At 70.3% G+C, this 12,634-nt stretch carries 13 protein-coding genes; 7 read left to right on the top strand and 6 right to left on the bottom strand.

From position 1 onward, the window contains the following. Positions 1–46: 46 nt before the first annotated feature. The 4 genes from QHF83_RS07380 (at position 47) to QHF83_RS07365 (ending at position 4,314) form a co-directional block, all read left to right on the top strand. Positions 47–1,477: an AgmX/PglI C-terminal domain-containing protein gene (locus QHF83_RS07380; RefSeq protein ID WP_282417046.1), complete on the top strand. Its 1,431-nt coding sequence runs from the start codon at positions 47–49 to the stop codon at positions 1,475–1,477. A 194-nt stretch (positions 1,478–1,671) separates the two neighbouring features. After that, a complete protein-coding gene (locus tag QHF83_RS07375; RefSeq protein ID WP_282417045.1) occupies positions 1,672–2,250 on the top strand; it encodes a hypothetical protein in 579 nt (192 codons plus the stop codon). A 37-nt stretch (positions 2,251–2,287) separates the two neighbouring features. Then, positions 2,288–3,724: a hypothetical protein gene (locus QHF83_RS07370; protein WP_282417044.1), complete on the top strand. Its 1,437-nt coding sequence runs from the start codon at positions 2,288–2,290 to the stop codon at positions 3,722–3,724. Then, positions 3,724–4,314, top strand: coding sequence for a polysaccharide biosynthesis/export family protein (locus QHF83_RS07365; RefSeq protein ID WP_282417043.1), 591 nt, complete (start codon positions 3,724–3,726; stop codon positions 4,312–4,314). Before QHF83_RS07370 ends, QHF83_RS07365 begins: the two co-directional genes overlap by 1 nt. A gap of 103 nt (positions 4,315–4,417) precedes the next feature. On the opposite strand, the gene QHF83_RS07360 is transcribed toward QHF83_RS07365, so the two are convergent. Beyond that, positions 4,418–5,260 carry a DUF296 domain-containing protein gene (locus QHF83_RS07360; protein ID WP_282417042.1) on the bottom strand — a complete coding sequence of 281 codons (843 nt, stop codon included), beginning with the start codon at positions 5,258–5,260 and terminating at the stop codon, positions 4,418–4,420. Beyond that, complete coding sequence (locus QHF83_RS07355) at positions 5,257–7,251, bottom strand: OmpA family protein (RefSeq protein ID WP_282417041.1); 1,995 nt, start codon at positions 7,249–7,251, stop codon at positions 5,257–5,259. The genes QHF83_RS07360 and QHF83_RS07355 overlap by 4 nt, the downstream gene beginning before the upstream one ends. A gap of 183 nt (positions 7,252–7,434) precedes the next feature. On the opposite strand from QHF83_RS07355, the gene QHF83_RS07350 reads away from it, so the two are divergent. Both QHF83_RS07350 and QHF83_RS07345 read left to right on the top strand, forming a co-directional pair. Beyond that, positions 7,435–8,052: a Maf family protein gene (locus tag QHF83_RS07350; RefSeq protein ID WP_282417040.1), complete on the top strand. Its 618-nt coding sequence runs from the start codon at positions 7,435–7,437 to the stop codon at positions 8,050–8,052. After that, positions 8,049–9,449, top strand: coding sequence for a hypothetical protein (locus tag QHF83_RS07345; RefSeq protein WP_282417039.1), 1,401 nt, complete (start codon positions 8,049–8,051; stop codon positions 9,447–9,449). The genes QHF83_RS07350 and QHF83_RS07345 overlap by 4 nt, the downstream gene beginning before the upstream one ends. Here QHF83_RS07345 and QHF83_RS07340 read toward each other — a convergent pair. From QHF83_RS07340 to QHF83_RS07330, 3 genes are all read right to left on the bottom strand, one after another. Further along, complete coding sequence (locus QHF83_RS07340; protein ID WP_282417038.1) at positions 9,433–9,744, bottom strand: type II toxin-antitoxin system RelE/ParE family toxin; 312 nt, start codon at positions 9,742–9,744, stop codon at positions 9,433–9,435. The two genes, QHF83_RS07345 and QHF83_RS07340, sit on opposite strands and share 17 nt — an antisense overlap. After that, positions 9,722–9,973, bottom strand: a complete 252-nt coding sequence (locus tag QHF83_RS07335) for an addiction module protein (protein WP_282417037.1) — start codon at positions 9,971–9,973, stop codon at positions 9,722–9,724. Before QHF83_RS07335 ends, QHF83_RS07340 begins: the two co-directional genes overlap by 23 nt. Positions 9,974–10,074: 101 nt before the next feature. After that, on the bottom strand, positions 10,075–10,770 hold the full coding sequence (locus tag QHF83_RS07330) for a hypothetical protein (RefSeq protein WP_282417036.1): 696 nt from the start codon (positions 10,768–10,770) through the stop codon (positions 10,075–10,077). Positions 10,771–11,253: 483 nt separating this feature from the next. On the opposite strand from QHF83_RS07330, the gene QHF83_RS07325 reads away from it, so the two are divergent. Continuing rightward, entirely contained in the window at positions 11,254–11,517 is a 264-nt protein-coding gene (locus QHF83_RS07325) for a hypothetical protein (protein ID WP_136931342.1), read from the top strand. A 124-nt stretch (positions 11,518–11,641) separates the two neighbouring features. Here the strand turns inward: QHF83_RS07325 and QHF83_RS07320 are convergent, their stop codons facing one another. Beyond that, entirely contained in the window at positions 11,642–12,631 is a 990-nt protein-coding gene (locus tag QHF83_RS07320) for an RluA family pseudouridine synthase (protein WP_282417067.1), read from the bottom strand. Positions 12,632–12,634 lie beyond the last annotated feature (3 nt).

Genomic DNA, 12,634 nt, shown 5'->3' with positions numbered 1-12,634 from the left:
CCGTGTCGGCTGGGCGTCTTCATCGCCCCAGGCGGAGGCCCTTTTCATGACGCAGACGACGACGCAGACGGGGTCCGGGACGAAGCCCGGTCAGATGACCGCGGTCATGCGGGCCATGAACCAGGCGACGGGCCCCAAGGTCCTGCGCGTCGGGGTCGTCCAGGGCGGCAAGGTGATCGAGGAACGCATCATCAAGCAGCGCACCCACGTCACCATCGGCCCCAGCGAAAAGAGCATGTTCGTCACGCCGAGCAAGAACGTGCCGCCGAGCTTCCGGCTGTTCGAGCTCGTCGGGAACGAATACGCGCTGAATTTCCTCGATGGCATGGCCGGCCGCGTCGCCCTGAAGACCGGCGTGAGTGACCTCGCCTCGCTGAAATCGCAGGCGAAAAAGGTCAGCTTCGGCCAGGTGCAGGCCTTCCAGGTGCCGCTCAGCGACGACGCCCGCGGCAAGATCGTCGTCGGCGACACGACCTTCCTCTTCCAGTTCGTCGCCGCGCCGCCGCCCCAGCCGAAGCCGCAGCTCCCCGCCTCGGTGCGCGGCGGGTTCGTCCAGTCGATCGACTGGACCACCACGATCATCGCGGCCTTCTCGTTCCTCCTGCACTTCGGCGCCGTCGGCACCATCTACTCGGACTGGATGGATCCGCTCGTCAACGACGAGGTCGACGTCGCGCAGATCCTCGAGACCGTGCGCAGCTTGCCCCCGCCGCCGCCGGTCGAGCAGCCGAAGGAGACCGACACGCAGCCCACGCCGACCTCGACGGCGCCGGCCGAGGCGCCGAAGCCTTCGGCGGGCGCATCCGCGGCGAAGGGCGCGGGCGGCGGCAAGATCAGCGACACGCGCGCCTCGGCGATCGCCAACGAGCTGAACCAGCTCGACATGCAGATGCTCGGCGCCCTGAACGCCGCGGGCAACGCGACGGCCGGTGTCCTCGATCGTGGCGACGTCCCGCTCGGCCTGCTCGACAACGCCGCGGCCTCGGGCGCGGGCGCGGGCCTCGGCGGCATCGCGGGCTTGAACCTCGGGAATGCGGGCGGTGGCACCGTTCGCCCCGGCGCGGCCGGCGGCGGCGGCCTCGCGAGCATCGGCGACACGCAGGCGGCAACCGCGGCGAGCTCGCAGGGCGCGGCGAAGACCGTGAAGGGTCCGACGGGCAGCGCGAACGTCGGCGGCGCAGCGGTCTCCGGCGGCAACGTCGCGAACGCTTCGTCCGTCGTGGCCGGCATGGCCGCGGGCTTCCGCCGTTGTTACAACCGCGGCCTGCAGGCCGACCCGACGATGAAGGGCTCGGTGCGCATCACTGCGAAGATCGGCCCGAACGGCGAGGTCCTCTCCGCGTCGCCCTCGGGCGGCGGTGGCCTCTCGGGCGACGTCATCTCCTGCGTCGTGGCGCGCGTCCAGAGCGCGCAGTTCTCGCCTCCCGAGGGCGGAGGCGCGACCGTCGTCATCCCCGTCTCGTTCGTCAGCCAGTGATCGCGCGCCTCGATCCTGCTCGCGTCCAGGGCGCGTGAATGTTCCTCCCCCGCGCCGCAACAGAATGCCCGAGAGACCATCGCGGACCCGCCGCGCAAACGGCTGGATTTCCCGGGGTTTCTTCGCCTGCTCGCGTTGACAGGTGCGCTCGCCCGCTTCTATAGTGACCCCGTCTGGCCCTTCGGAGGACTTCGATGCAGCGAGAACGGATGCTCGGCTTCGGCGCGCTTTGCGCGCTTTCGCTGCTCGTTGCGGCCGGCATTGCGTCCGCGCAGGCGCAAGGCGCGCCCCCTGCGCCGCCCGACACGAACGCGGGATTGCAGCGTCAGGTCACGCTGACGCCCGCGCAGCAGCTTCAGGAGACGGACACGTACCTCGCCCGCATGGAGAGCGCGCGCAGCTCCGTGCGGCGCCTGCTCGAAGAGGCGCGGGCGCAGCGCGACGTGGTCAAGACGCTCTGCCTGAACGACAAACTCAACCAGATCGACGTGACGCTGCGCAGCGCGCGCGAGCGCCGGCAGTCGCTCGATCTCGCGGTGAAGCGCGACGACGCGGATCTGTCGTCCCACGAGTTCACGATCCTCGGCGTCCTGCGGCAGCGCGTCGAGCAGCTCGTCGCCGAGGCGAACCAGTGCATCGGGAAAGACGCCGACATCCTCGGCGAGACGTCGACCGTCACGCAGATCGATCCCGGGATCCCCGACGATCCGGCGTTTTACCCGCCTCCCATCATCATCCAGGAGCCGCCGCCCTCCGCGAGCGTGATCAAGTGACGCGTTTGTCCGGACCGCCTCAGCCTCACCTGATCCCATGAAGACGCGCGGCCTGTTCCAACGTTTGGGGCTACGGATCGCCTCTGGCGTCCTGCGCCCCAAGCCCCTGGCTGCGGCTCTCGCCCTCGCGACCCTCGCGCCCGCCACGGCGTTCGGTCAGGACCAACCCTGGCTCGCGGATCGCCGGTTCACCGTGGGCCCGGGCTACCGCGTCGGCGACTACGAGCTGCACCCGGGCGTGGCCCTCGAGTTCGGCTACGACTCGAACTTCTTCCTGCGCGCGAGCGAGGGCGACGCGGCGGGCGAGCCCGTGGGCGCGATGCGCCTGCGCGTCACGCCGTCGTTCTCGTTCTCGACGCTCGGCCCGCAACGCAAGGGCGGCTCCACCACGCAGGCCCCGCCCACGGCCGAGTTCTCGGGCGGGCTCTCGGTCACCTACAACGAGTTTTTCCCCGTCTCTGGCCCGGCCGAGGGCAAGGAGCGCATGTGGCAGCAGCGCAACCTGAGCGGCCTGTTCGACGTGCGCCTGAACATCCTGCCCTCGCGCCCCTGGTCCGGATCGATCTACGCGAGCGTCGGACGCCTCATCCAGCCCACGCAGGAAGGCGTCATCCGCGAGGATTTCTCCGAGAGCTACAACCGCTTCACGCCGAACGCGGGTGCCGAGCTCGTCTGGAACCCGGGCAGCGGCCTGCTCGATTGGCGCATCGGCTACAACTTCGCCGGCACGGTGTTCGAGTCGAACCGCTTCACCGGCCTGACGAACATCCACCACACCTTCCAGACGCGAGGCCGCTGGCGCTTCTTGCCGCGCTCCGCGCTCCTCTACGACGCCCGCATCGGCATCGTTCAGTACCTCGATCCGAGCGACAAAACGGGCTCGACGCCGCTCCGCGTCCAGATCGGCTACAACGGCCTCATCACGAAGAACTTCGGCGCGCTGCTCATGGCTGGCTGGGGCGCGAGCTTCTACGACCCGAGCTCCACCGAGACCGAAGAGACCGTCCAGGACTTCGACAGCATCATCGGCCAGGCCGAGCTCCGTTATTTCCTCACGCCGAACCCGAGCTCGGATCCGCAGGCCGCGAGCACGACGCTCTCGTCCGTCTCGCTCGGCTTCACGCGTGACTTCTTCGACTCGTACATCGGCTCGTTTTTCGAGCGCGATCGCGGCTACCTGAAGCTCACGTATTTCTTCGGCGGTCGTTTCGTCGTGATCGTCGACGCCGGCGTCGGCGCGCTCGTGAACCCTGCGATCAACACGCAGAGCATCCAGGAAAACCCCTGGACCGACATCCGCATCGACGCCTCGGGCTTCGCCGAATATCGCTTCAAGGACGCGTTCGGCATCAACACGACGCTGCGCTACAACACGCGCATCAGCGACAACTCTCTCACCATCCCCGGCATCGGCGAGGACAAGCTCCAGTGGCAGCAGTTCGAGGCCTACCTGGGCGCCCGCTGGCTCATGTGATGCGGAGGCGCGACCTCCTCGCGACGCTCGCGCTCGCTGCGATGCTCGTCGCCTGCGGCGGGCGTCCGCGCCCCGCGGATCTGCCAGCCCCCGTGAGCAACGCGACCATCGGCGTGGGCGACATGTTCGAGATGCGCATCGTGCGCGAGGACAACCTGCCCACGGCGTTCACGGTCGCGCCCGACGGCACGGTCGATCTGCCGTACATCAAGCGCCTCAAGGTCGCGGGGCTCGAGCCGCAGCAGATCGCCGAGGCCGTGCGCAAGCGGCTCATCGACGAGGAGATCCTGACCGATCCGATCGTGAGCGTGAGCGTGAAGGAGTACAACTCCAAGCGCGTCGAGGTGCTCGGCGAGGTGCAGCGCGCGGGCTCCTTGCGCTTCGAGCCAGGCATGACGCTGCTCCGCGCGATCTCGCTCGCGGGCGGCTTCAACCAGATGGCCGCCCGCGACAAGGTCACGATCCGCCGTCAGGTCGGCGACAAGACACGCGCCGCCGTCGTGAGCGTCGAGGACATCATCGACAACGCGATCCCCGACGTCCCGCTCCAGGCCGGCGACTCGATCAACATCCCCCAGCGCGTCTGGTAATTTGGTGGAGGGTGCGCCCTCGATGGGGCGCACCCTACGGCCCTCACTGCGCGAAGCGTAGGGAAGGCCTACCCGGCGTTCGGGCTGCTGTTTTTCTGGGGCGTCAGTGCTTGCGGGACAAGCGGAAGTGGCGCTTGCCCGTGGCGGGGTCGGTCGTCGGCGCCTCGATCTTGAGCATGCCGAGCGCGACCTCGCGGACGCGGCCGTCCTTCTCCTGCCGCAGCCGGATGCGCTCGCCGTCGGAGCTCATGACCTCGCACTCGCCGAAGTGGAAGTGGCTCACGAGGTCTCCCGTCTCCGGGTAGACCTCCACATCGTCGCGATGCTGCATCGGCCGCGCGGGCGGCGTCGGAGCCGAAGGCAGCTCGGCGGGCGCAGCGGTCGCGGTCGCAGGGAACGGGGCGGGCGCGCGGGGCGGCTCCGGGTGCGTGATGCGCGGGGCAGGCGCCGCAGCGCGCGCCGGGGGAGGGGAGGGCGCCTGCGGTTGTGCCTGCGGTTGCGGCTGCGCCTGCGGCTGCGACGACGCGGCAGCGGCGAACGAGCGATCGTCGCCCTGCCGCACGAGCGCGACGTCATCGAGCGCGGTCGCGAAAACCTCCAGAGAGAGCGCGCGCGCCGAGACGATCTCGCCGGCGACCGTCTGCAGGCCGAACGGGCTCTCCTGCACGAGCGTGGCGTAGAGCCGAACGCTCGCGGCCGCGCCGTCCTGTGCGATGTTGCCCGTGATCGAGACGGCCATCACGGGCGCGTCGATCCGCCGCGTCACGCGCGCGCCGTCCGCGTCCACGCTCGCGAGCTCGACGCTGTCGAGCACACCCGTTCCCGACAGCCGACCGGCCCTGGCGGAGGCCTCTTCGAGCGCCTGCGCGAGTGCGCGCGGCAGCTCCTCGCCGCTCTCGGCTCTCACGACGAGATGGCGAATTCCCTTCGATTCGACGACGTTCATCGACGCTTTCCTCGTTTGTCCCGCTGCACCGTGATCTCGAACTGCTGCACGGTCGCAGCGCGCTTTTCCCCCGAATCTCCTGTCGCCGCCGTGATGCGATCCGCCGGCAGGCCGGCGGCCACGAGCGCATCCTTCACCACGATCGCTCGCTTCTCGGCGAGCGAAAGGGCCTTCGGCGACTCGTCGCCGGCCCGGTCGGCATACCCCTCGATGACGATGGTGGCGAGGGGAGCGTGGCCGAGAGCGAGCTGCGCCATCTGCCGCAGCATCTCCTCCATCGGCTTCGCCAGATCCGCCTTGCCCGGGGCGAACCTTACGGGCGCGTCCGCGACGATGCGATCACCCGACCAGCGCACGAGCGACTTCGCGCCCGCTTCGGGGCAGCCGTCCGCGTCGTCCTTGCCGTCGATCGTCTCGGCCTGGAGCGGGCACTTGTCCGCCTTGTCGGCGACGCCGTCCTCGTCGTTGTCGACCTCGGGGCAACCGTCTTCGTCCTGGAAGCCGTCGAGGTCCTCGCGCGCGTCGGGGCACTGATCGGCCGCGTCGAGGACCTGATCGAGATCGTTGTCGGGATCGGGACAGCCGTCGTCGTCCTTGAAGCCGTCCTTGTCCTCGGCGCCGTTCGGGCAACGATCGACCTTGTCGAGCAGCCCGTCCCCGTCGTTGTCGGGATCGGGGCAGCCGTCGTCGTCCTGGAAGCCGTCCTTGTCCTCGGCCTCGTTACGGCACGCATCGGCCTCGTCGAGCACGCCGTCCTCGTCGTCGTCGGGATCGGGGCAGCCGTCGTCGTCCTTGAAGCCGTCGACCGTCTCGGCCGCGTCGCGACAGCGATCCTGCGTGTCGGGGATGCGATCCTTGTCGTTGTCGAGATCGGGGCAGCCGTCGCCGTCCTCGAAGCCGTCGCGATCCTCGGCGACCTTCACGCACTTGTCGTCGCGATCGAGCACGCCGTCGCTGTCGACGTCGCGGCCCGTGGGCGCGTAACGCGCGGCGAGGCCGAAGCGGAAGCGCGGCGTGGTGAGCGCGGCCTCGGACGAGAAGGGGATCGGGCCGCCGCCGGAGAGCGTGAAGGACATGTCGCCGCCGAGGAGCGGCGCCGTCGTCGCCGAGAGGATCCACTCCGCGGGCATGAACGCGGGGCTCTCGGGCTGGTCGGCCGTGCGCGCGGGCGGAGCCTGCGTGGCGAAGTTGTACAGGAGAAACGCCTCGCCGGCCGCGGTGAGCCACCCGTCTTGCAGGATGTCGAACGACGCGCCGAGCGAGCCGCCGAGCTGCGATCCGACGCGCGCGTTCACCAGGCGCGACTCGCCGCGGATGCGCGCGCTCGCCTCGACGCCGGCCTCGAAGCGGCCGCGGCGGTACGACGCGAGGACCGACGGGAACCACGTGATCGTCCGGCCGCTCGCGAACGCCTGCGCGTCGCCCGCGGGCAAGGCGATCTCGAAGCGGCCGACGACGCTCGCGCCGTCGGCGCTGCCCGAGCGAGGACGCGGCAGGATCGACGCGGCGAAGCCGAAGCGCACGTCGCGCATCGAGCTTCGGGGCAGCTCGTCGTCGCTCGCCGTCGCGATGCCGGCGCCCGTGCCGTCCTGGTAGAGCGTGATCGGCACGGCGGCCGTGATCTCGAGTCGATCGTGCACGCCGAACGACCACAGGAAGGTCGCGTTCACGGCGTTGTCGACGACGGGCACGATGGTCCCGTTGGGATCCGTCGACGCGACGCGCAGGCCGATCGGCCGCGAGAGATAACCGAGCGCGAGCCCGAACGAGGCCTTGCCGGAGGGCGCGAGCACGGGCGTGCCGAGCGAGAGAAATGGCCCTGCGCCCGCGTGCACCCAGAGGTTGTCCGCGTTGATGCAGCCGGAGAGCTCGGCGCGCGGATCGCACTGCGCGTGCGCCGCGTCGGGGGCGAAGGTCAACGCGGAGGCGGCCGCCACGAGCGAGCCGAGCAAGCGAAGGCGATGGGGCTTCTGGGCAGGAAGGAATGTCATGGCAGGTCGGTCCGGGCCCGGTCCCAGCGCCTTCCGCGCCCGCGGGAGGCGGACGCGTCCGGCGTACGGCGCGCTGCACGTCTACTCCTTTCCCGTCCGGAGTCAAAACGGCAAACGCGGCGAGCCTGCCATGTCGAAGAAGCCGTGGTAGGACAGGCGCGCCGCGAAGGCCCGGAACCCGCCATGATCGACGAAACGCACCCCTTGCTGCTGGGCTCGGCGTCGCCGCGGCGCCGCGAGATCCTCGGGACACTCGGCCTGCCCCTCCGGGTCGTGTCCCTCGACATCGACGAGCGGCTCTTGCCGGGAGAGGGGCCCGAGCCGTACCTCGAGCGGATCGTGGCGGACAAGCTCGCCCGAGCGGCGCACCACGCGGTGGGCGTGGGCGCGGTGCTCGTGGCCGACACGTCGGTGATCCTGGGCGAGAAAGCGCTCGGAAAGCCCGCGGACGACGCCGAAGCGCGGGCCATGCTCACGGCCCTCGCGGGACGCGAGCACGAGGTCTGGACCCGCTTCGCCATCGCCTCCGGCGCCGATCCCACGCGGGTCGTCCACGCCGAGACCGTGCGCACCCGCGTCTTCTTCCGCGCGCTCGACGCCGACGAGATCAAGGCCTACGCCGCGAGCGGCGAGGGCCTCGACAAGGCCGGCGCGTACGCGATCCAGGGCATCGGGAGTTTTGCCGTGGCGCGCATCGAAGGTTCGTACTCCAACGTCGTGGGCCTCCCTGCGTGCGAGGTGATCGCCGCCTTGCGCGGGGCGGGCCTGCTCGGGCGTTTCCCGCGCCCCCCGGTCGCGTGACGTCCGAGCGCGCCGCGCCCCGCTCGCGGGACACCTGGATCGTGCTCGCGGTCGCGCTCGTCGCGCGGCTCGCCGTCATCGCCTGGGCCGCGTCGCGCTTCCCAGAGGCCGCGGACGGCACCTTCTATCACCGCATCGCCGAGCGTGTTGCAGCAGGCCTCGGCTACACGTGGCTCTGGCCCGACGGCGTCGTCACGTATGCCGCGCATTATCCCGTCGGCTACCCCGCGCTCATCGGCGGAGCGTACGCGATCTTCGGCGCGCATCCGGGCGTCGCGATGGCGGTCAACGGCTTGCTCGGCGCGCTCGCGGCCGTCGCCGTCCATCGCCTCGCGGCGCGCGCGGCTCCGCCGGGCCCGGCGCTCGCCGCGGGCCTGCTCGTCGCGCTGCATCCCGGCCTCGTCGCGTACACGCCCGCGCTCATGAGCGAGGGCGTCACAGCCTCGCTCGTCGCGTGCGCCGCGTGGGCGGCCGCGTGGGTGCGTGATGCCGTGCCCCTCGGCGCGCGACGCACGATCGCTCTACGCACCGCTGTTCTCGGCATCGTCGTCGGCCTCGCCACGCTCGTTCGACCGCAGAGCCTCGTCTTCGCCCCGCTCTTCGCGCTCATCGCGGTCGCGCCGCTCACGGGACCTCGCGCCCGCGCGCGCACGCTCGGCTTCGCCGCGCTCGCCACGGCTCTGGCTCTCGCCGTGTGCGCGCCGTGGACGATCCGCAACTGCGAGCGCATGAACCGCTGCGCGCTCGTCAGCGTCAACGGCGGCTGGAACCTGCTCATCGGCGCGGATCCCGCGTCCACCGGCGCGTGGTCCCCGATCAAGGTCCCCGACGCGTGCCGCGAGGTCTGGGACGAAGCGGGCAAGGACGCCTGCTTCGGCCGCGCGGCCACGCTCTACATCGCCGAGCACCCGGGCGCGTGGCTCTCGCTCGTCCCGCGAAAGCTCGCCGCGACCTTCGACTACTGCGGCGCCGCCGGCTGGTACCTCCACGAATCGAACGGCGCGGCCTGCGGCGATCGCTGCAAGCTCGGCCTCGGCGTGGCCGAGACCCTCTACGAGCGCGGCGTCCTCGCCCTCTCGCTCGTCGGCCTCGCGCTCTCGGCGTCGGCAAGCCGCGCTCGCCGCATCGTCACCCTCGCCGTCGTGGGCCTCGGGCTCGTGTTCCTCTTCCAGGTGCACGCGTGGGTCGCCTACGCGGCCCTGGTCGTGGCGGCGCTGCTCGGCGGCCGCTCCTTGCTCCGCGGCCCCGTCCTGCCTGCTTCTGCGGTGACCGTCCTCGGCCTGACCCTGCTCACGCACGCGGTTTTCTTCGGCGCCGGTCGCTACGGGCTCGTGACGTTTCCGCTGATCGCGGGGATGGCGGGGCTCGTGTTCGCGCGGACTAAAACGCGCGCTTGAGCCAATACAGCGGGTGTCGTCGCGTGTGCGGGATGCCGAGCACGAGCACGCACTCGGCGTGAACCTCGAAGGCGACCGCGTAAGGAAACTGGTCGACGGGGGCTCTGCGAATGAGCGTGGGACTGCCTTCCGTGCCGGGCCAAACCGGAAACGACGCGGGGGCTTCACGCACGCGTTCGATCACCTGCGAGACTGCGCCGACGAACTCGTCCCCGAGCCCGGGATGCTGCTCGTCGTACCAGTGGGCTGCTGCTTGAAGCTCGCTCCGTGCTTCAGAGAGCAGCTCGACGCGCACGACGCTCCGCAAGCTCGGTGAGGAGTTCCGTCCGCGCGTCTCCCCACGCGATGGTTTGGGCCTTCCCCTCTGCGACCTGGCGCGAACGGCGCTCCAGCTCGGGCGCCCACGTCGCCGCGACTTCGTCTTCGTCGAGGATTTCCAGGCTGAGGAGAAGCGCCTCCGCGACCTGCACCCGCTCTTCGCGAGGGAGCTTCAGGACGTAGGCGAGCAGCTCTTGCGTGGACATGGGACAAAGGTAGCACGGCGCGGGCACGCCGGGCACGGAGGCGGGCGGCGCCGTCAGTCCGGGGCGTCGTCGCGTTCTTCTCGTTCGGCCGACCATCTGGCTCACGGCTGCTCCTCCTCCCCATTCCCACCGCGCGCCTTTCCTTCCTGCACCGTGAGATCCTTGAAGAACAGCCGAACCTCTTCCCCCCGCCCGAGATCGTTCAAGACCCCGCGCACGATCGGCTTCGCCACGTGGTTGTACACCTTCAGAAAGTGCGCCCGCGCGGCCGCGAGCCCCGCCGTCGCCGTCATCGACCGATTCGCCGCCCCGCTCTTGCCCGACAGCGCCGCGTCGAGTGCGGAGCGCGCCCCGGCGATCTCCTGCTGCCATGACACGAATGCATCGATCCCCGCATTCCGCGCGACGTCGAACCCCCGCAGCACATCGGCCGCCTTTGCCTTCAGATCCGAAGGCTTCAGCGCCGCGACCTCGCCCAGGTTCTTCCCCGGGTAAAACGCCTCGAAATCGAAGCTCGTCCCCTTCGGTAGCGAACGCAGATACGCGTGGAACCGCGTCACCACGTCGCGCACCGCCTCCTCTGCCTCGCTCGTCCCCCCGCGCTCCGTGCGAACTTCGCTCCGCTGGTTCCTCGCCTTCGCGACCTCCGTCTCCACCGCTTCCACCGCGCCGAGCACGCGCGTGATCAGCTTTGGAACGTCGACCAGCTCCGATGCCCCCACGAGCTTCTTCGCCTCCGTCGCGAAATGCCTGCCGTATTCGCTGACCTCGCCCTCGTCGATGTACCGATCCGCCATGCGCGCCTCCAGAAGCGGAAGGGCTAACCATGAGGGTCCCGCCTGACAAGGTCAGGACACCACCCGAGCAGGAACGAATACGGCCCTGTCTTGATCAGAACCTTGGGCATCGCACGCGCGAGCACCTCCGCCGCATGCAGAACCCCTCCCCACCGCGCCGGGATCCCCTTCTGCGCAACGCAGACATCTTCCAACGCACGCGTGCTCGACCCTCCGCGCCGCGCCGATCCACCTCGAACCCCGAGCGACGCGTCCTCCGCAGAGCACCAAGCCCTCGCCGATCAACCCCCGATGCACCTCTGCGCTCCGCAGATGCCCATTCCTGTGCGATTCCGCACGCTTCTGCGCGTTGCGCGGGCTCTCGCGGGTCTGCCTCCGACGGCCCGAGCACCGCGACTTTGACACGCTCGGCAAACACGAGCATTCTGGGGCCCGAGGGCTCTACCTGAAGCCCCCAGTTCGAGGTTCGGAGGAGACGACCCGATGCCGCTGATCGAGACCGAGGAGGCCGCCCGCCGACTGGCGCGCGCCATCGCGAGCGACCTCTCGCTCTACAACGAAGAGAAGATCGTCCAAGGGATCCAGAACGACGATCTCTTCACCGTCCTCGCCGAGGAGATCGAGGAGGGGCGCGCCCTCTACAAGAGCCGCGTCTCCCCCGACCTCTACGCCAAGAACTTCTACGACCGCGCCATCGTCGACATCCTCGTGAAGTCGAAGGGGCACGTGAAGTCGAAGATCTGGTAGCGACGCCGCTCGGGCCTGGATGAACTGCGCATCGCGCGGTTCATCCACCCTCGGTCCAGGCCGTGCCAGGCCCCTGGTCCAGGGGTGGACAACCCCTGGTGGGGTGAAGGGGCAACGCCCCTTCTCAGGAGGCTCGCCGCAGCGCCTCGATCGCGCGGGCCATGTCCGCGGGGATCGGGCTTTCGAAGTGCAGACGGTTCCCTGTCGCCGGGTGCTCGAAGCCGAGCACCCGCGCATGCAGCGCCTGACGCCCGAGCGACTCCGCGATCGCGCGGAGCCCCGGATCCCGGGGCGGCTTGCCGTACAGCGCATCGCCGAGGATCGGCGTCTTCCCACGCTCCGACAAATGCACGCGGATCTGATGCGTGCGCCCCGTCTCCAGACGGCACGCGACGAGCGTCGCCGGTCCGAGCCGCTCGAGCACGTGCACGCGCGTCACCGCGCGCTTGCCCTCTCGCACGTGCGTCGAAAACCGCAGCCGATCCGTCGGGTGCCGACCGTGCAGCGTCTCGAAGGTCGCTTCCTTCGCCTCGCCCACCACGACGGCCACGTACTCGCGCTCGATGTCGTGCTTCGCGAAGCGCTCCTTCAGCGCCTCGCGTGTCTCCGCGTCCTTCGCCACGACGAGCAGTCCACTCGTGTCCTTGTCGAGCCGATGCACGATCCCGGGACGCAGATGCCCCTCGGGATCCCGCGGATCGGCGCCCGCGCGTTCGAAGCCGCCGCGGCCGAGCAGCGCGTTGACCAGGGTCCCGCTCGCGTGCCCCTTCGCCGGATGCACGACGAGCCCCGCGGGCTTGTCGACGACGACGAGGTGCGCGTCCTCGTACACCACGGCGAGCTTGATCGACGCGTCCGGCTCCGCGCGCGTCGGCTCCGGCGGCTCCGGGGTCACGTCGATCCGCGCGCCCGCGGCGACGGCCATCGACGCGCGGCCCGGCTTGCCGTCCACGAGCACGCGCCCGTTCTCGATCCAGCGCTGCACCGCGGCGCGTGACGCGGCCGTGCCCGACGTCTCGAGCAGGCGCACGACGAGCTTGTCCAGGCGGTCGCGCGGATCGGTCGCGCTCGCTTCGAACGACGAGGTGACGAGGGGCTCGGGCGCGCGTCGCATCAC

Source organism: Polyangium sp. 15x6 (assembly GCF_029960785.1).
Lineage (GTDB): Bacteria > Myxococcota_A > Polyangia > Polyangiales > Polyangiaceae > Polyangium.
The sequence above is the reverse complement of the archived record's forward strand: the minus strand, read 5'-3'. Positions and strand labels throughout refer to the sequence as shown.